The following is a 17,622-nucleotide window of genomic DNA, read 5'->3' on the forward strand; positions in this document are numbered from 1 at the left end:
TTCACCTGCGCCCCTGACGCTCCTGCCGTAACCGTGCCCAATATTCCAGGCGCTTGCGAATATCCCGTTCGAAGCCGCGCTCCGGCGGATCGTAGAATTTCTGCCTTCCCATGCTTTCCGGAAAATAATCCTGCCCCGAAAAAGCATCGGGCTGATCATGGTCATAGGCGTAGCCCTCGCCATAGCCCTCATTCTTCATCAGCTTGGTTGGCGCGTTGAGGATATGCTTCGGGGGCAGAAGCGAACCATTTTCCTTGGCTGCACGCATAGAGGCTTTATAGGCCATATAAACCGCATTCGACTTCGGGGCGGTCGCAAGGTAAACGCAGGCCTGCGCCAGCGCGAGTTCGCCTTCCGGTGACCCCAGATAATCATAGGCATCCTTGGCGGCATTGCAGATGACCAGGGCTTGCGGATCGGCAAGGCCGATATCTTCCACCGCCATACGCACAAGCCGTCGGCCGAGATAGAGCGGATCCTCGCCCGCATCGAACATACGCGAAAGATAATAGAGCGCCGCGTCGGGGTCCGATCCGCGAACGGATTTATGCAGCGCCGAAATCAGATTGTAATGCCCGTCCTGCCCCTTGTCGTAAACTGGAGCACGGCGCTGCACGACATCCTGTAATTTTTCTGCCGTAAACACTTCATCCGGACGGGCAGCGCGCCAGACTTCCTCGGCAAGCGTCAGCGCTGCGCGTCCGTCTCCATCAGCCATGCGGATGAGACTGGCCCGTGCTTCTTCGTCCAGTGGCAGCGGGCGTTCTTCCTGCTCCTCGGCGCGGGTTAGAAGTGTCGCGATGCTCTCGCCGTCATGCGGATGGAAGGTCAGCACCCTCGCCCGGGATAAAAGAGCGGCATTGAGTTCGAAAGACGGGTTCTCTGTCGTGGCGCCGATCAGGATTACGGTGCCGTCTTCCATGACCGGCAGAAAACTATCCTGCTGTGCGCGATTGAAGCGATGAATTTCGTCCACGAAAAGCAACGTTTGACGCCCGGACATACGACGTGCGCGCGCAGCTTCAAAAACCTTCTTGAGATCGGCAACGCCGGAAAAGATTGCCGAAATCTGTTCGAACGCCAGATCGGTCTCTCCGGCTAGCAACCGAGCAACCGTCGTCTTGCCGGTTCCCGGTGGCCCCCAGAAGATCATGGAGCCGAGCGACCCGGATGCGATCATGCGCGTCAGCACACCTTCAGGCCCTGTCAGATGTTCCTGCCCGGTCACTTCCGACAGATGTCTAGGACGCAGACGGTCAGCAAGCGGACGGTTCCGGTCCGCGTTCGGGTCTGCCGCTGCTGAGAAAAGATCGCTCATTCAATTGCTCTATCAAAAGACCATACCGCTTCAGGCATAATGCGGCCCGAAGCGGCATGCAACTTTTAGCGATCTGTCGGTATCGGTTTAACGCACAAACTGGCGCAACAGCATTCCGTTACGCTCCACCTCAAGCCGCCAGGCGAGACCGCGCCCCGCTTCCAGAATCGCGGTCAGATCTCCCACGGTCCGGATGGAGTTTCCGTTGATGCTGCGAACGATATCACCGGGACGCAAGCCGAGCCTTGCCGCCGGAGACCCGGAATAGACCTCAACGACCGCCACACCCTGACTGTCGCGCTTGAGGCGCAATTTTGCAGCGGTCGAAGGCGTGAGTTCAAGCACCGATGCACCAGCAAAGGGATTGTCGCCTTCGATAACCTGCGGCGCGGTTTCCTTGACCGCTGGCGCTTTGGAGAGCTTCACCGGGATGGTCTGATTTTTTCCGTTCCTCATGATTTCGATCGACACGGTGTTACCAATACCGGCCGTCGAAAGACGATAACCAAGAACGTCCTGGTTATCGACGCGGACGCCCTGGACGGACAAAACCACATCGCCGATTTTCAGCCCGGCGGTCTCAGCCGGTCCGCCTTTTGCGACTGCCGTGATCAAGGCCCCGTATGGCTTCTCCATACCGAGGCCTTCGGCCAGATCGGCGGTCACGCCCTGGAAAGTCGCGCCGATATAGGGGCGCTCGAAACTCGTGCTGCCATTCTGCGCAGCCTCGACAACGGCGCGAACCATGTTCGACGGAATCGCGAAGCCGATCCCAACCGAGCCGCCGGAACGCGAATAGATCGCGGTGTTGATCCCGATCAGGCGCCCGCGCATGTCGATCAGCGCACCGCCCGAATTGCCGGGATTGATGGCAGCATCGGTCTGGATGAAGAAATCGAAATCGGAAATCCCAACCTGAGTGCGCGATTGCGCGGAAACTATACCGCTCGTCACCGTCTGGCCCACGCCGAAGGGATTGCCAATCGCAAGCACCAGATCGCCGACTTCCACGTCATCAGAGTTACCGAGGCCGAGAACTGGAAACTTGTCCTTGGCTTCGATTTTCAGAACGGCAAGATCAGTGGTTTCGTCACGCAGAAGCAGCTTGCTTTCAAACTCGCGCCCATCCGACAGGGCGACCTTGATTTCATCCGCATCCTTGATGACGTGGTTGTTCGTCACCACGATGCCCGAACTCTCGACGATCACCCCGGAACCGAGCGATTGCTGGATGCGCGGCTTGCTTTCGCCAAACTGCCGTCCAAAAAACTGCTCGAAGAAAGGATCGCCCGCAAAGGGCGAACGCGCCTGCACCTGACGAGCGGCATAGACGTTCACAACAGCCGGCGTCGTTTCCTTCACAAGCGGAGCGAAGGACAACTGCATGTCGGCCCGGTTGAGCGGTATCTGTTTCTGTGGCGCCGCGGGCGCATCCTGCGCCATGGCAGAAGGAACAGCCAGACCGACCGATGCCAGCACGAGACCCAATATGCTTAAACGTCGCCAATTCATGCACATACTCCGCACTTATCAAGGTCTGCCGCTTCCACGAAGGAAGCAAGACTCGGGTGTTGAATGTAGTCAACTGAACGCAAGGATAAAGGGCCACATTGTGACCTGGAGCCATAAACCGTCGGTTTTTGGCGCATGCTGCCCCGCAAAAAAACATGAACGGTCAAGAACACAAACAAAAAGGGCCGCACAAGGCGGCCCTTTGATTGATCAGAAATCAGCGCAGATTATGCTGCGTCTGCTTCCGCAGCCTGTTCGGCTTCGACGCGGGCGCGGTCAGCCTTGCCCTTTGCATCGACGTCGCGTTCCACGAATTCGACAACTGCCAGAGGCGCATTGTCGCCAGCGCGGAAGCCAGCCTTCATGATGCGGATGTAGCCACCGTTGCGGGTCGCATAGCGAGCAGCCAGCGTATCGAACAGCTTTGCGACGAGCTTGACGTCGCGAATAGCCGAGATAGCCTGACGGCGGGCATGCAGATCGCCGCGCTTGCCGAGCGTGACAAGCTTTTCAACGATCGGGCGAATTTCCTTAGCTTTTGGAAGCGTCGTCACAATCTGCTCGTGTTCGATAAGCGAAGCAGCCATGTTGGCGAACATCGCCTTGCGGTGCGAGGCAGTGCGGTTCAGCTTACGGTATCCGTTACCGTGACGCATGAGCCTTCTCCTTAATTAGTTCTAGCCGGATAGCCGGTCTTAATATTGGTCTTCGTAGCGCTTTGCGAGATCTTCGATATTTTCCGGCGGCCAGGACGGGATTTCCATACCGAGATGGAGACCCATCGATGCCAGAACTTCCTTGATCTCGTTGAGCGACTTGCGGCCGAAATTCGGAGTCCGCAGCATCTCGGCTTCCGTCTTCTGGATCAGATCACCGATGTAGACGATGTTGTCGTTCTTCAGGCAGTTTGCCGAACGGACGGACAGTTCGAGTTCGTCCACCTTCTTGAGCAGAGCCGGGTTGAAAGCCAGTTCCGCAACCTGTTCCTGCGGAGCTTCCTTCTGCGGCTCTTCGAAGTTGACGAAGATCGCCAGCTGGTCCTGGAGAATACGAGCAGCGTATGCCACTGCGTCTTCACCGCTGACCGAGCCGTTTGTCTCGATGTTCAGCGTCAGCTTGTCATAATCAAGAACCTGACCTTCACGGGTGTTCTCGATCTTGTACGACACCTTGCGAACCGGGGAATACAGGCTGTCGACCGGGATAAGCCCGATCGGAGCGTCTTCCGCGCGGTTGCGGTCGGCAGGCACATAGCCCTTGCCGGTGTTGACGGTGAATTCCATGCGGATTTCAGCGCCTTCGTCCAGCGTGCAGATGACGTGATCCGGGTTCAGGATCTCGACATCGCCGACAGTCTGAATGTCGCCAGCCGTAACAACGCCTGGGCCTTCCTTGCGGACGACCATGCGCTTCGGGCCCTCGCCTTCCATGCGGATGGCGATTTCCTTGACGTTCAGAACGATATCCGTAACGTCTTCGCGGACGCCCGGGATCGAAGAGAATTCATGCAGAACGCCATCGATCTGAATGGCGGTCACGGCAGCGCCGCGAAGCGACGACAGAAGCACGCGACGCAGGGCATTGCCGAGCGTCAGACCGAAGCCGCGTTCCAGCGGTTCAGCAACGACGGTTGCATGCGTGCGGGAGCCGTTGGTGATGAAATCGACCTTGTTCGGCTTGATAAGTTCCTGCCAGTTCTTCTGGATCATGTGAGTATCCCTCTATCAATCGTCGCTACTATCCTATCGTAGCGATCAAGTGAAGAAACCGCAGAGGAGCCCCGAACTTCAAAAGCCCGAGGCTCATACGGCATGTGAACGAGGATTAGACCCGGCGCTTCTTGCGCGGACGGCAACCGTTGTGCGGGATCGGCGTAACATCGCGGATCGACGTGATCACAAAGCCGGCAGCCTGAAGGGCGCGCAGCGCGGATTCACGGCCAGAGCCCGGTCCGCAAACCTCGACTTCGAGGGAGCGCATGCCATGTTCCTGTGCCTTCTTGGCGCAGTCTTCGGCAGCGATCTGAGCGGCAAACGGGGTCGACTTGCGCGAACCCTTGAAACCCTGAGCACCGGCAGACGACCAGGCAATCGCATTGCCCTGAGCATCCGTAATGGTGATCATGGTGTTGTTGAACGTCGAATTTACGTGGGCAACGCCCGACGAGATGTTTTTACGCTCGCGACGGCGAACGCGCGTGGCTTCCTTGGCCATGACAGTCCTTTCAATCGATCTCTACACCGCCGTAATTCCAGCGGCTACACCGGCCCTCAAGAAAGGACCAGCATCAAACCCAACCGGCGCACCGGAAGGGCTCGACGGAACATGCGTCCCGTCGAAATTACTTCTTCTTGCCTGCGATTGCCTTCGCCGGACCCTTGCGGGTGCGTGCGTTGGTGTGCGTGCGCTGGCCGCGAACCGGCAGCGAACGACGATGACGCAGACCGCGGTAGCAGCCCAGATCCATCAGGCGCTTGATATTCATCGAAACTTCACGACGCAGGTCACCTTCGACCTGGTAGTCGGCATCGATTGCTTCGCGGATCTGAAGGACTTCAGCATCCGACAGCTGGTTAACGCGACGATCGTCAGCAATGCCGACCTTCGTTACGATTTCCCGAGCAAATTTCGGTCCGATCCCGTGGATGTACTGAAGCGCAATAACAACGCGCTTGTTCGTCGGGATGTTGACGCCAGCGATACGTGCCACGTCTGTTCTCCTTGAGTTATAAAAATTTCCATCTGGCAGATGCGATCAACCAGACAGCATTAAATGACCGGTACCGGCCTCTTTCGATTTCCGCCGATACCCGCCATTCAAAACCAGTTGAAGTGGCGCAGTCTTTGACGGAATCGCCCGAAAAAGTCAACTCTTAACTGTCCGTAAAGCCATCAAACCGGCCTGACAGGCAATTCAAGCAACTTCTGGAAGCAATAAACGGGCAGAAAACGCTTCACGCATTCCCTGCCCGTATTGGAACAAGGCTTCTTCAAGCCTCATCAATTTTTACGCCGGAACGAGAATTCTCTCGATTTCGGCGGTAACTTCTTCAACCGGCGCCATGCCATTGATGACGCGCAGTTCACCGGTTCCCGCATAATAGCTAGAAAGCGGCGCTGTCTTTTCGCGGTATTCCACGAGACGCTTGCGGAAAGCTTCGGGATTGTCGTCCGAACGGACCTGACCACCCTTGGCGATCGTCTCGTTCACGCGGCTCTCCATCCGCTTGACCAGGGCATTCTCGTCAACCTTCAGCTCGATCACTGCATCGAGCTTGAGGCCCTTGCCTGCCAACATGGTTCCCAGAGCCTGGGCTTGCGGCACCGTGCGAGGGTAACCGTCAAGGATGAACCCGTTCGCGCAATCCGGAGCATCGATGCGCTCCGATACGATCTGGTTCACGATCTCGTCGGAAACCAGTTGCCCGGCGTCCATCACGGCCTTGGCGCGCTTCCCGATCTCGCTCTGCTGGGCGACTGCTGCACGCAGCATGTCGCCGGTCGAGAGCTGAGGAATTCCATGCTTCTTGGTAAGAAGTCCAGCCTGCGTCCCCTTACCTGCTCCGGGCGGCCCAAGAAGTATCAGTCTCATTTATTGCGTTTCCCACCTCTGAGTTTGGACTTCTTGATCAACCCTTCATACTGATGGGCGATCAGATGCCCCTGAATTTGCGCAACCGTGTCGAGCGTCACGCTCACAACGATCAGCAGCGAGGTGCCACCAAGATAGAAGGGCACACCGGTTGCGGAAATCAGGAATTCCGGCAGGAGACAGACAAGCACGATATAGATGGCGCCGACAACAGTGATACGTGTCAGCACATAGTCTATGTATTCGGCGGTGCGCTCACCCGGACGAATGCCCGGAATAAAGCCGGAATGCTTCTTGAGCTGGTCAGCGGTGTCCTTGGGATTGAACACAATGGCCGTATAGAAGAAGCAGAAGAATGCCATCAATGCAGCATAGAACAGCATGTAGAGCGGCTGTCCGTGACCAAGCGCATTGAGAATGGTCGTCGCCCAGGCAGGCATTTCCGTCGTGTTGGCGAAGCCGGCAACAGTCGCAGGCAGAAGCAGCAGCGACGAAGCGAAAATCGGAGGAATAACGCCTGCAGTATTGAGCTTCAGCGGCAGATGCGAAGTGTCGCCCTGGAACATGCGATTGCCGACCTGACGCTTCGGATACTGGATCAGAAGACGACGCTGCGCACGTTCGACGAAAACGATGACCGCAATCAGCACGATAGCAAGAATGATGACGCCCAGAATAAGGCCCGTCGACAGCGCGCCGGTACGGCCGAGTTCCAGTGTACCGGAAATTGCGTGCGGCAGATTTGCGACGATACCAGAGAAGATGATCAGCGAAATACCGTTGCCGATACCGCGCGCAGTGATCTGCTCGCCGAGCCACATCAGGAACATCGTGCCACCCACAAGGGTAATCACCGACGAGACCATGAAGAAAGGTCCGGGGCTGGTAACGATGCCGTTACCGGACTGCAAACCGACCGAAATCGCGTAGGCCTGAACAAGCGCCAGAAGCACCGTGCCGTAACGCGTGTACTGATTGATGATCTTGCGACCCGCCTCGCCTTCCTTCTTCAGCGCTTCAAGCGACGGCACAACGGACGTCATGAGCTGCACGATAATGGAGGCAGAGATATAAGGCATGATGCCGAGCGCGAAAATGGCCATACGGCCCACGGCGCCACCGGCAAACATGTTGAAGAGCCCGAGCACACCTTGGCTATGCTGCTGGAAAGCCTGCGCAAGCGCGTCAGGATTGATGCCGGGAAGCGGAATATAGGTGCCGAACCGGTATACGAGCAAAGCACCCAGCGTGAACCAGATGCGCTTCTTGAGTTCTTCTGCCTTCGAGAAAGCCGAAAAATTGAGATTGGAAACTAGCTGTTCAGCAGCCGATGCCATTAAATTTCTCCGGTGAAAAGTCTCCGGTCCTCCGCCCCCGTCAGCGCAATCTATAGCGGTCGCGCCTCGAGACTAAAAAGACCCTACCCAGATATGCGCATTGGCATAAATGTGCAAGCGGCGGCACTAAGGCCGCCGCTTTTTATTTTTGTATCGAAGCCTTATTCGGCAGCGGCTTCAGGAAGCTTGATGCTACCGCCGGCTTTTTCGATCTTTTCAACCGCAGCCTTGGAAGCACCGGCGACCTCGAAGGCAACCTTTGCCTTCAGTTCGCCGTCCGAAAGGATGCGAACGCCGTCCTTGGCGCGACGAATCACGCCGGCAGCCTTCAGCGAATCGAGGTTCACAACAGCCTTGGCGTCGAGCTTGCCTGCATCGATAGCGGCCTGAATACGGCCGAGCGACACAACGTTGAAGCTCTTTGCAAAGATGTTGGTGAAGCCGCGCTTCGGCAGACGGCGGTAGATTGGCATCTGGCCGCCTTCGAAGCCATTGATCGAAACGCCCGAACGGGACTTCTGACCCTTGACGCCGCGACCACCGGTCTTGCCGGTGCCCGAACCGATACCGCGACCAACGCGCTTGCGCGCCTTGACCGAACCTGGCTTGTCACGCAGATCGTTGAGTTTCATATCTCTATCTCCCTGCGCTATCACGCCTCGTCCACAACGCGAACGAGGTGTGGAAGCTTGGCGATCATGCCACGGACTGCCGGAGTATCTTCCAGCGTGCTGCGGCGGTGCATTTTATTAAGACCCAGACCGATCAGCGTTGCGCGCTGCTCGGCTGGACGACGGATTGGGCTTCCGATCTGCTCGACCGTAACCGTCTTGCCCTTCTTCTCAGCCATCACTCAAATCCCTTGTCTATGGCGTATCCGGTGGCCTGAGCGGCCCCGGACGAACACAAACTATCGGCTATTCTTCCGAACCGACCACATCATGGCGGCGAGCCTGAAGGGTCGAGTACTTGATGCCGCGCTGTGCAGCGATGTCCTTCGGATGCATCTGATGCTTCAGAGCATCGAACGTCGCACGAACCATGTTGTAAGGGTTCGACGAACCGAGCGACTTGGCGACAACGTCCTGAACGCCGAGCGTTTCGAACACTGCACGCATCGGACCACCGGCGATGATACCCTTACCAGCAGGAGCTGCGCGAAGCAGAACCTTACCGGCGCCGTGACGGCCTTCAACATCGTGATGCAGCGTACGGCCCGAACGCAGCGGTACGAAGATCATGTCGCGCTTAGCGGCTTCGGTAGCCTTGCGGATAGCTTCCGGCACTTCACGTGCCTTGCCATGACCGAAGCCTACGCGGCCCTTCTGATCGCCAACAACGACGAGCGCAGCAAAACCGAAGCGACGGCCGCCCTTGACGACCTTGGCAACACGGTTGATGTGAACGAGCTTATCGACGAATTCGCTGTCGCGCTCCTCACGGCCGCGATCTTCGCGGTTACGTTCTCTCTGTGCCATATCCTGATTTCCTTTTTCTTTTCCGGAAGCACAAATGCTAATTAGAAGCTGAGGCCGCTTTCGCGAGCAGCTTCGGCGAGAGCCTTCACACGGCCGTGGTAAATGAATGCACCACGGTCGAACACTACGTCCTTGACGCCAGCCTTGACGGCACGCTCAGCAACCAGCTTGCCAACGGCAGCGGCTGCTGCGGAGTCGGCACCGGTCTTGAGCTTGCCCTTGAGGTCGCCATCGAGGGTCGAAGCGGCCGCAAGCGTAACGCCGCGGACGTCGTCGATGATCTGGGCGTAGATGTTCTTGGAAGAACGGTGCACGCTGAGACGCGGACGGCCATTGGCGACAGCCTTGACCTGGCGGCGTACACGAGCAGCGCGACGCTGCAAAGTTTCTTTTGGCGATGCCATGACGCGCTTCCCTTACTTCTTCTTGCCTTCTTTGCGGACGATCTTCTCGCCAGCATACTTGACGCCCTTGCCCTTGTAAGGCTCGGGGCCGCGATATTCGCGGATCTCAGCCGCGACCTGACCGACCTGCTGCTTGTCGATACCCGAAACGACGATTTCCGTCGGCTTCGGAACAGCAACAGTAATGCCAGCAGGCACGTCGTAGACCACTTCGTGGCTGAAGCCGAGCGAAAGCTGCAGGTTCTTGCCCTGCATGGCAGCGCGGTAACCGACGCCGCTGATTTCGAGCTTCTTTTCAAAGCCGTCCTTCACGCCAACAAAAATGTTGGAGATCATAGTGCGGGACATGCCCCACTTCGAACGAGCTTCCTTCGACTGGTCGCGTGGATCGACACTTACAGCGCCGTCTTCCATCTTGACCAGAACTTCATCGTGCACGACGAAGGAGAGTTCACCCTTCGCGCCCTTTGCCTTGACGATCTGCCCATCAACACTGGCGGTCACGCCTGCCGGGACCGGCACGGGTTTTTTACCGATACGAGACATTTTGATACCTGTCTTTTATCTGTTCGCTGTCAACCGCATCAGAAGATGCGGCAGAGCAGCTCACCACCAACGTTTTGTTCACGGGCTTCATGATCCGCCATCACGCCCTTCGGCGTGGAGAGGATCGAGATGCCGAGGCCGTTCGCGACCTGCGGGATCGACTTGACCGACACGTAAACGCGACGGCCAGGCTTCGATACGCGGCTGATCTCACGGATAACCGGAACACCTTCGTAGTACTTCAGTTCAATTTCGATCTCGGCCTTGCCGTTCACGAATTCACTCTGCGTGTATCCGCGGATGTAGCCTTCAGACTGAAGGACATCCAGAACGCGAGCGCGCAGCTTGGAAGCCGGGGTCGTAACCTTGGTCTTCTTGCGGCCTACTGCGTTGCGAATACGGGTCAGCATATCGCCGATAGGATCTGACACAGACATATGCTACTCCTTACCAGCTCGACTTGACGATGCCCGGTACCTGACCGAGCGAACCCAACTGACGGAGCGCGATACGCGACATCTTCAGTTTACGGTAGTAACCACGCGGACGGCCCGAAACTTCGCAACGATTGCGAATACGAACCTTCGATGAATTGCGCGGCAGTTCGGCAAGCCGGATGGTGGCGCGGAAGCGCTCTTCCAGCGGAAGGCCCTGATCCATTACGATCGCCTTCAGACGTGCACGCTTGCCAGCGTGACGCTTAACCAACTTTTCGCGGCGCTTGTTTTTTTCGACTGCGCTAGTCTTGGCCATATTAATATACCTCGCTACGCTTGCCGTTACTGCCGGAAGGGGAAGTTGAATGCACGCAGAAGAGCGCGCGCTTCATCATCCGTCTTGGCGGTCGTGCAAACGATGATGTCCATGCCCCAGATCTGATCAACCTTATCGTAGTTGATTTCCGGAAACACGATGTGCTCCTTGATGCCCATGGCATAGTTGCCGCGGCCGTCAAAGCTCTTCGGGTTCAGGCCGCGGAAGTCGCGGACGCGAGGAAGAGCGATCGTGACAAGACGATCAAGGAATTCGTACATGCGGTCCTGGCGAAGGGTAACCTTCGTGCCGATCGGCATGCCCTCACGCAACTTGAACGTTGCGATCGAGTTACGGGCGCGGGTCACGACGGCCTTCTGGCCGGCGATCTGGCTGAGGTCTTCAGCAGCAACCGCAGGCTTCTTGGAATCGCCAGTGGCTTCGCCAACGCCCATGTTGAGGACAACCTTGGTGATGCGCGGAATCTGCATCTCGTTGTCGTATTTGAATTCTTCAAGCAGAGCCTTACGAATGTTTTCATTGTAAAGCTTCTTGAAGCGGGGAAGTGCCTTAGCTTCAGCCATCGATCAGCGCTCCAGAACGTTTTGCGACACGAACCTTCTTGCCGTCCTCGACGCGGAAACCGACGCGAGTCGGCTTGCCGTCCTTGGGGTCAGCAATTGCCAGGTTGGACAGGTGGATCGGCGCTTCCTTGGAGATAATGCCGGCTTCCTGGGTCTGGGTCTGACGCTGATGGCGCTTTACAATGTTGATACCGCGAACGAGCGCCTGCTCATCCTTCGGCATAACCTTGAGAACTTCGCCCTTACGGCCCTTGTCCTTACCGGACAGCACGACAACGCTGTCGCCTTTGCGAATCTTCTGCATCGTCTTGCTTCCTTACAGAACTTCCGGAGCCAGCGAGATGATCTTCATGTGGTTCTTTGCGCGGAGTTCGCGCGGAACCGGTCCGAAGATACGCGTGCCGATTGGCTCTTTCTTGTTATCGATGAGAACGGCTGCATTGTTATCGAAACGAATAACGCTGCCGTCCGGACGACGGATGTCCTTGGCGGTGCGTACAACAACCGCCTTCATCACGTCACCCTTTTTGACGCGGCCGCGCGGAATAGCTTCCTTGATCGACACCACAATGATGTCGCCAACGGAAGCGTAACGCCGCTTCGAGCCGCCCAGCACCTTGATGCACATGACACGACGTGCGCCGGAATTATCCGCCACGTCGAGGTTTGTTTGCATCTGAATCATGACTGGCCGCCTTCTTTCCTCTCAGCTGGTTAAGGGCTCCTGCCCTACCTAAGCTGCGTGTTTATAATTTAGCCTGCTGCTTCGTTCGTCAGAACGACCCAGCGTTTGTCCTTCGAGATCGGAGCCGATTCCTGGATGGAAACGAAATCGCCGACCTTGAACTGGTTGTTTTCGTCATGCGCCTTGTATTTCTTAGACTGACGCACGGTCTTCTGGAGGAGCGGATGCGAATAGCGGCGCTCAACCTTGACCACAACAGTCTTGTCATTCTTGTCGCTGACGACAACGCCCTGCAGAACGCGTTTAGGCATTATATTCTTCCTTATGCCTTGCTTGCGGCCGCCTTCTGGCGGGCAATAGTCTTGATACGCGCGATGTCGCGGCGAACCTGCTTCACGCGCGCGGTTTTTTCGAGCTGGCCGGTGGCCTTCTGAAAGCGCAGGTTGAACTGCTCTTTCTTCAGGGTGCCCAGCTCGTCATTCAGTTGATCGAGGCTCTTCGCCCGAACGTCTGCGGCTTTCATAGTTGCCTCTCTCTTATTCAGCAATGCGCTGGATAAAGCGCGTCTTGATCGGCAACTTTGCGGCGCCGAGTCTGAGGGCTTCGCGTGCCACATCTTCGGGTACGCCGTCAAGCTCAAACATCACGCGACCTGGTGCCACACGGCATGCCCAGTAGTCAACCGAACCCTTACCTTTACCCATACGGACTTCAGTAGGCTTCGAAGTTACCGGCAGGTCCGGGAAGATGCGGATCCACACGCGACCGGCACGCTTCATGTGACGGGTGATCGCGCGGCGGGCCGCTTCGATCTGACGTGCAGTGACGCGTTCCGGCTCAACGGCCTTCAAACCGAATGCACCGAAATTCAGATCCGTGCCGCCTTTCGAGTTGCCGTGAATACGGCCCTTGAACTGCTTGCGGAACTTGGTGCGCTTAGGCTGCATCATTGTTCTCTACTCCAAATTTCTCGCCCGCGGCCCGCTTTTTAAGCGTTTTCGCGGCGGCGGTTCGACGAGGAACCCTGATTGTCACCCTCGACCGCACGACGCTCGGAAGCCATCGGATCGTGTTCAAGGATTTCGCCCTTGAAGACCCAGACCTTCACGCCGCAGATACCATAAGCGGTCTTCGCTTCTGCCGTGCCGTAGTCAATATCGGCGCGCAGCGTATGAAGCGGAACGCGACCTTCACGGTACCATTCCATGCGAGCGATTTCCGCGCCACCCAGACGACCCGAGCAGTTGATACGGATACCTTCGGCTCCAAGACGCATTGCCGACTGAACGGCACGCTTCATGGCGCGACGGAATGCCACACGGCGTTCGAGCTGCTGAGCGATCGACTGGGCGATCAGCGTAGCGTCGATTTCCGGCTTGCGAACTTCAACGATATTGAGCGACGTATCGGCATTGGTCATCTCGGAAAGCTTCTTGCGGAGCTTCTCGATGTCTGCACCCTTCTTGCCGATGATGATGCCCGGACGAGCCGAATGGATCGTCACGCGGCACTTCTTGTGCGGACGCTCGATAACGATCTTGGAGATCGCGGCCTGCTTGAGTTCCTCGGTGAGGAATTCGCGGATCTTGACATCTTCATGCAGCAGCTTGCCGTACTCACCGGTATTCGCGTACCAACGCGAATCCCAGGTGCGGTTAATGCCGAGACGAAGACCGATCGGATTAATCTTCTGACCCATTATGCGGCCTCCCCTTTTTCCGCGACTTCGCGGACAACAATGGTGAGATGCGAAAACGGCTTCTCGATCCGGCTTGCACGGCCACGTCCGCGGACATGGAAGCGCTTCATGACGATCGACTTGCCGACATAAGCTTCGGCGACGATCAGAGCATCGACGTCGAGGTCATGGTTGTTTTCAGCGTTCGCAATTGCGGACTGAAGCGTCTTCTTGACCGTATCGGCGATCCGCTTGCGCGAGAACGTCAGATCGGCAAGTGCCGCATTCACCTTCTTGCCGCGGATCATGCTCGCAACAAGGTTCAGCTTCTGCGGGCTGACGCGCAGCGTGCGGGCAACAGCTTGCGCTTCGTTGTCCTTGAGCTGACGGGGAGCTTTAGCCTTGCCCATCGTTACTTCCTCTTCGACTTCTTGTCCGCGCCGTGACCGTAATAGGTACGCGTAGGCGCGAATTCACCGAACTTGTGTCCGACCATTTCTTCCGAAACCGACACCGGCACATGCTTGTTGCCGTTGTAAACGCCGAAAGTCAGGCCGACAAACTGCGGCAGGATGGTGGAGCGGCGGCTCCACATCTTGATAACTTCATTACGACCGCCTTCGCGTACCTTCTCAGCCTTCTTGAGAAGATAGCCGTCGACAAACGGACCTTTCCAAACTGAACGAGCCACTTCAGACTACCTCTCTTACTTCTTGCGCTGATGGCGCGAACGCATGATGAACTTGTCGGTCGCCTTGTTCGAGCGCGTCTTCTTGCCCTTCGTAGGCTTGCCCCACGGAGTGACAGGGTGACGACCACCCGAGGTACGACCTTCACCACCACCATGCGGGTGATCGACCGGGTTCATTGCAACGCCGCGAACGTGCGGACGCTTGCCACGCCATACCGAACGACCGGCCTTACCGTCGTTGATGTTGCCGTGGTCCGGGTTGGATACTGCACCGACCGAAGCAAAGCAGGCACCTGGAACCAGACGCTGTTCACCGGAATTGAGGCGCAGAATGGCCATGCCCTGATCGCGACCGACGAGCTGTGCGTAGGTGCCAGCCGAACGAGCGATCTGACCGCCCTTGCCCGGCTTCAGCTCGACGTTGTGGATGATCGTGCCAACCGGCATGGAAGCGAGCGGCATTGCGTTGCCCGGCTTCACGTCGACGGAGTTGCCGGCAATAACCTTGTCGCCAACAGCAAGACGCTGCGGAGCCAGGATGTATGCCAGTTCACCGTCTTCATAACGGATCAGCGCGATGAACGCGGTGCGGTTCGGATCGTATTCCAGGCGTTCTACGGTGCCGACAACGTCAAGCTTGCGGCGCTTGAAGTCGATGAAACGGTACGAACGCTTGTGACCGCCGCCCTGAAAGCGGACAGTGATACGACCGGTGTTGTTACGGCCACCCTTCTTGGACAGACCTTCGGTCAGGGACTTGACCGGCTTGCCCTTGTAGAGTTCCGAACGGTCCACGATGACCAGCTGACGCTGGCCTGGCGTGATCGGATTAAAATGCTTGAGTGCCATTGTCTCTTACTCCATGGCCTCTCAGAGACCGGTCGAAACGTCGATGCTCTGGCCTTCGGCCAAAGTAACGATCGCTTTCTTGACGTCGCTCTGGCGCCCGATAAGGCCGCGGAAACGCTTGACCTTACCCTTGCGCACTGCAGTGTTGACTGCGGTAACCTTGACGCCGAACAGCGCTTCGACTGCAGCCTTGATTTCCGGCTTCGTTGCCTTGCGGGCTACGTTGAAGACAACCTGGTTGTGTTCGGAAACCATGGTGGACTTCTCAGTGATAACCGGGCTGACGATCACGTCGTAATGGCGAAGATCAGTCATTTGAAACGCTCCTCGAGGGCTTCGACAGCCGCCTTGGAAAGAACGAGCTTGCCACGGCGAAGGATGTCGTAAACATTGATGCCCTGCACTGGCAGAACGTCGATGTTCGGGATGTTCGAAGCCGCGCGCTGGAAGTTCGCATCGATCTCTGCACCGCCGATGAGGAGTGCGTTTTCGAGACCGAGCTTGGCGAACTGTGAAACAAGCTGCTTCGTCTTGGCTTCCGTGGCAGCCAGATCATCGATAATGATCAGGTCAGATGCCTTTGCCTTTGCAGACAGGGCATGACGCAGGCCAAGAGCGCGAACCTTCTTCGGCAGATCGTGATCGTGCGAACGGACAACCGGTCCGTGAGCCTGACCACCGCCGCGGAACTGCGGTGCGCGAGCCGAATGGTGACGAGCGCGGCCCGTACCCTTCTGCTTGTACATCTTGGCGCCGGTGCGGCTTACGTCGCCACGGCCCTGAGCCTTATGGGAGCCCTGCTGGCGGCGAGCCAGCTGCCAGCGCACGACGCGCTGAAGAATGTCGTCACGCGGGTCCAGGCCGAAGATTTCTTCGTTCAGCTTGACCTTGCCGGCATCCTTGCCTTCAAGAGTGGTAATCGTGAGATCCATTATTCGGCTCCCTCAGTCGCGACAGCTTCAGCCTTCGCGGCACCTGCACGCAGAGCGGCCGGCTTCGGCGCGTTCTCAGGCAGCGAAACCTTTACCGCGTCGCGTACGATGATCCAGGCACCCTTGGAGCCCGGAACCGCACCGCGAACCAGGATCAGGCCGCGATCGCTGTCCGTCGAGACAACTTCAATATTCTGCGTGGTTACGCGGGTCTGGCCCATGTGACCAGCCATCTTCTTGCCCTTGAACACCTTACCCGGGTCCTGACGCTGACCGGTCGAGCCGTGAGCGCGGTGGGTAATGGAGTTACCGTGCGAAGCACGATGGCCACCGAAGTTATGACGCTTCATAACACCGGCAAAGCCCTTACCGATCGAAGTACCCGTCACATCGACCTTCTGGCCGGCGACGAAGTGTTCGGCGGTGATTTCAGCGCCGACTTCGAGGAGGTTATCCGGCGAAACGCGGAATTCCGCGACCTTCGCCTTAGGCTCGACCTCGGCCTTCGCGAAATGACCGCGCATAGCCTTGGACGTGTTCTTTACTTTGGCGATACCAACGCCAAGCTGAACAGCCGTGTAACCGTTCTTTTCAACTGTACGCTGAGCTACCACGTGGCAATTCTCCATGCGGAGAACCGTCACCGGCACATGCTCGCCGGCGTCGTTATAGACGCGGGTCATGCCCAGCTTCTGTGCAATAACACCTGAACGCATCGGGTTCGTTCCTTCCGTCCTCAAGCCGATTAAAGCTTGATCTCGACATCGACACCGGCGGACAGATCGAGCTTCATCAGCGCGTCCACCGTCTGCGGGGTCGGGTCAACGATATCGAGAAGACGCTTGTGCGTGCGCATCTCGAACTGCTCGCGGCTCTTCTTGTCGATGTGCGGCGACCGGTTAACCGTGAACTTCTCGATCCGTGTTGGAAGCGGGATCGGTCCGCGCACATTTGCACCGGTACGCTTGGCAGTCGACACGATTTCCCGCGTCGAAGCGTCAAGGATCCGATGATCAAACGCCTTCAGGCGAATGCGGATGTTTTGACCGTTCATTTCATCTGTTCCTTGTTACGCGGAAACGCCCGCTCTTGAGCGAGCGTTCCTGCACAAACCTTCATTACTCGATGATCGAGGAGACGATGCCTGCACCGACGGTGCGGCCGCCTTCACGGATAGCGAAGCGGAGCTTCTCTTCCATGGCGATCGGCACGATCAGCTGCACGTCCATGGCGACGTTATCGCCAGGCATGACCATTTCCGTG

Annotated in this window: 30 protein-coding genes; all 30 read right to left on the reverse strand. The window is 57.4% G+C overall.

All coding sequences use genetic code 11. From position 1 onward, the window contains the following. Position 1: 1 nt before the first annotated feature. Entirely contained in the window at positions 2-1,318 is a 1,317-nt protein-coding gene (locus tag ACOWVS_RS16335; protein WP_021585279.1) for a replication-associated recombination protein A, read from the reverse strand. An 87-nt stretch (positions 1,319-1,405) separates the two neighbouring features. Beyond that, the gene (locus tag ACOWVS_RS16340; RefSeq protein WP_025089486.1) at positions 1,406-2,830 is read right to left on the reverse strand and encodes a DegQ family serine endoprotease; all 1,425 of its coding nucleotides are present in this window, start codon (positions 2,828-2,830) and stop codon (positions 1,406-1,408) included. Between the two features lie 227 nt (positions 2,831-3,057). Then, on the reverse strand, positions 3,058-3,486 hold the full coding sequence (gene rplQ / locus ACOWVS_RS16345; RefSeq protein ID WP_006467000.1) for a 50S ribosomal protein L17: 429 nt from the start codon (positions 3,484-3,486) through the stop codon (positions 3,058-3,060). Between the two features lie 39 nt (positions 3,487-3,525). Next, entirely contained in the window at positions 3,526-4,539 is a 1,014-nt protein-coding gene (locus tag ACOWVS_RS16350) for a DNA-directed RNA polymerase subunit alpha (protein ID WP_006467001.1), read from the reverse strand. A gap of 115 nt (positions 4,540-4,654) precedes the next feature. After that, positions 4,655-5,044: a 30S ribosomal protein S11 gene (gene rpsK / locus ACOWVS_RS16355; RefSeq protein ID WP_002964339.1), complete on the reverse strand. Its 390-nt coding sequence runs from the start codon at positions 5,042-5,044 to the stop codon at positions 4,655-4,657. Between the two features lie 127 nt (positions 5,045-5,171). Beyond that, positions 5,172-5,540 carry a 30S ribosomal protein S13 gene (gene rpsM / locus ACOWVS_RS16360; protein ID WP_006467002.1) on the reverse strand — a complete coding sequence of 123 codons (369 nt, stop codon included), beginning with the start codon at positions 5,538-5,540 and terminating at the stop codon, positions 5,172-5,174. Between the two features lie 297 nt (positions 5,541-5,837). Further along, positions 5,838-6,422 carry an adenylate kinase gene (locus ACOWVS_RS16365; RefSeq protein WP_006467003.1) on the reverse strand — a complete coding sequence of 195 codons (585 nt, stop codon included), beginning with the start codon at positions 6,420-6,422 and terminating at the stop codon, positions 5,838-5,840. After that, entirely contained in the window at positions 6,419-7,759 is a 1,341-nt protein-coding gene (secY, locus tag ACOWVS_RS16370; protein ID WP_006467005.1) for a preprotein translocase subunit SecY, read from the reverse strand. The genes ACOWVS_RS16365 and secY overlap by 4 nt, the downstream gene beginning before the upstream one ends. 161 nt (positions 7,760-7,920) lie before the next feature. Beyond that, positions 7,921-8,391, reverse strand: a complete 471-nt coding sequence (rplO, locus tag ACOWVS_RS16375) for a 50S ribosomal protein L15 (RefSeq protein WP_002964343.1) — start codon at positions 8,389-8,391, stop codon at positions 7,921-7,923. Between the two features lie 20 nt (positions 8,392-8,411). Continuing rightward, positions 8,412-8,609 carry a 50S ribosomal protein L30 gene (rpmD, locus tag ACOWVS_RS16380; protein ID WP_002967737.1) on the reverse strand — a complete coding sequence of 66 codons (198 nt, stop codon included), beginning with the start codon at positions 8,607-8,609 and terminating at the stop codon, positions 8,412-8,414. Between the two features lie 67 nt (positions 8,610-8,676). Further along, the gene (rpsE, locus tag ACOWVS_RS16385) at positions 8,677-9,237 is read right to left on the reverse strand and encodes a 30S ribosomal protein S5 (protein ID WP_006467009.1); all 561 of its coding nucleotides are present in this window, start codon (positions 9,235-9,237) and stop codon (positions 8,677-8,679) included. Positions 9,238-9,278: 41 nt separating this feature from the next. Further along, positions 9,279-9,641 carry a 50S ribosomal protein L18 gene (gene rplR / locus ACOWVS_RS16390; protein WP_006467011.1) on the reverse strand — a complete coding sequence of 121 codons (363 nt, stop codon included), beginning with the start codon at positions 9,639-9,641 and terminating at the stop codon, positions 9,279-9,281. A 12-nt stretch (positions 9,642-9,653) separates the two neighbouring features. Then, on the reverse strand, positions 9,654-10,187 hold the full coding sequence (gene rplF, locus ACOWVS_RS16395) for a 50S ribosomal protein L6 (protein WP_006467012.1): 534 nt from the start codon (positions 10,185-10,187) through the stop codon (positions 9,654-9,656). Positions 10,188-10,225: 38 nt separating this feature from the next. Continuing rightward, positions 10,226-10,624 (reverse strand): 30S ribosomal protein S8, encoded by a 399-nt coding sequence (gene rpsH, locus ACOWVS_RS16400; protein ID WP_006467014.1) that lies wholly within the window; start codon positions 10,622-10,624, stop codon positions 10,226-10,228. Positions 10,625-10,634: 10 nt separating this feature from the next. Further along, positions 10,635-10,940 (reverse strand): 30S ribosomal protein S14, encoded by a 306-nt coding sequence (gene rpsN, locus ACOWVS_RS16405; protein ID WP_006467018.1) that lies wholly within the window; start codon positions 10,938-10,940, stop codon positions 10,635-10,637. 26 nt (positions 10,941-10,966) lie between these two features. Beyond that, a complete protein-coding gene (gene rplE / locus ACOWVS_RS16410; protein ID WP_006467019.1) occupies positions 10,967-11,524 on the reverse strand; it encodes a 50S ribosomal protein L5 in 558 nt (185 codons plus the stop codon). After that, a complete protein-coding gene (rplX, locus tag ACOWVS_RS16415; RefSeq protein WP_006467020.1) occupies positions 11,517-11,828 on the reverse strand; it encodes a 50S ribosomal protein L24 in 312 nt (103 codons plus the stop codon). Before rplX ends, rplE begins: the two co-directional genes overlap by 8 nt. 12 nt (positions 11,829-11,840) lie before the next feature. Beyond that, positions 11,841-12,209: a 50S ribosomal protein L14 gene (rplN, locus tag ACOWVS_RS16420; RefSeq protein WP_004683923.1), complete on the reverse strand. Its 369-nt coding sequence runs from the start codon at positions 12,207-12,209 to the stop codon at positions 11,841-11,843. Positions 12,210-12,277: 68 nt separating this feature from the next. Beyond that, positions 12,278-12,520 (reverse strand): 30S ribosomal protein S17, encoded by a 243-nt coding sequence (gene rpsQ, locus ACOWVS_RS16425; protein WP_006467021.1) that lies wholly within the window; start codon positions 12,518-12,520, stop codon positions 12,278-12,280. An 11-nt stretch (positions 12,521-12,531) separates the two neighbouring features. Then, positions 12,532-12,732: a 50S ribosomal protein L29 gene (gene rpmC / locus ACOWVS_RS16430; protein ID WP_006467022.1), complete on the reverse strand. Its 201-nt coding sequence runs from the start codon at positions 12,730-12,732 to the stop codon at positions 12,532-12,534. A 13-nt stretch (positions 12,733-12,745) separates the two neighbouring features. Beyond that, the gene (gene rplP, locus ACOWVS_RS16435) at positions 12,746-13,159 is read right to left on the reverse strand and encodes a 50S ribosomal protein L16 (RefSeq protein ID WP_006467023.1); all 414 of its coding nucleotides are present in this window, start codon (positions 13,157-13,159) and stop codon (positions 12,746-12,748) included. A 38-nt stretch (positions 13,160-13,197) separates the two neighbouring features. Next, complete coding sequence (rpsC, locus tag ACOWVS_RS16440) at positions 13,198-13,908, reverse strand: 30S ribosomal protein S3 (protein ID WP_006467024.1); 711 nt, start codon at positions 13,906-13,908, stop codon at positions 13,198-13,200. After that, complete coding sequence (gene rplV, locus ACOWVS_RS16445) at positions 13,908-14,297, reverse strand: 50S ribosomal protein L22 (protein ID WP_006467025.1); 390 nt, start codon at positions 14,295-14,297, stop codon at positions 13,908-13,910. Before rplV ends, rpsC begins: the two co-directional genes overlap by 1 nt. A 2-nt stretch (positions 14,298-14,299) precedes the next feature. Next, on the reverse strand, positions 14,300-14,578 hold the full coding sequence (gene rpsS, locus ACOWVS_RS16450; protein WP_006467026.1) for a 30S ribosomal protein S19: 279 nt from the start codon (positions 14,576-14,578) through the stop codon (positions 14,300-14,302). A gap of 15 nt (positions 14,579-14,593) precedes the next feature. Further along, positions 14,594-15,427, reverse strand: a complete 834-nt coding sequence (gene rplB, locus ACOWVS_RS16455; protein ID WP_006467027.1) for a 50S ribosomal protein L2 — start codon at positions 15,425-15,427, stop codon at positions 14,594-14,596. Between the two features lie 21 nt (positions 15,428-15,448). Further along, the gene (locus tag ACOWVS_RS16460) at positions 15,449-15,742 is read right to left on the reverse strand and encodes a 50S ribosomal protein L23 (RefSeq protein ID WP_006467028.1); all 294 of its coding nucleotides are present in this window, start codon (positions 15,740-15,742) and stop codon (positions 15,449-15,451) included. Then, on the reverse strand, positions 15,739-16,359 hold the full coding sequence (gene rplD / locus ACOWVS_RS16465; protein WP_006467029.1) for a 50S ribosomal protein L4: 621 nt from the start codon (positions 16,357-16,359) through the stop codon (positions 15,739-15,741). Before rplD ends, ACOWVS_RS16460 begins: the two co-directional genes overlap by 4 nt. Continuing rightward, positions 16,359-17,075, reverse strand: coding sequence for a 50S ribosomal protein L3 (rplC, locus tag ACOWVS_RS16470; RefSeq protein WP_006471643.1), 717 nt, complete (start codon positions 17,073-17,075; stop codon positions 16,359-16,361). The genes rplD and rplC overlap by 1 nt, the downstream gene beginning before the upstream one ends. 29 nt (positions 17,076-17,104) lie before the next feature. After that, positions 17,105-17,413, reverse strand: a complete 309-nt coding sequence (rpsJ, locus tag ACOWVS_RS16475; RefSeq protein ID WP_002964363.1) for a 30S ribosomal protein S10 — start codon at positions 17,411-17,413, stop codon at positions 17,105-17,107. Between the two features lie 64 nt (positions 17,414-17,477). Continuing rightward, on the reverse strand, positions 17,478-17,622 hold a 145-nt coding region (locus ACOWVS_RS16480), incomplete at its 5' end, for an elongation factor Tu (protein ID WP_420973129.1).

The organism is Brucella sp. IR068, from assembly GCF_049065885.1.
GTDB classification, from domain to species: domain Bacteria; phylum Pseudomonadota; class Alphaproteobacteria; order Rhizobiales; family Rhizobiaceae; genus Brucella; species Brucella intermedia.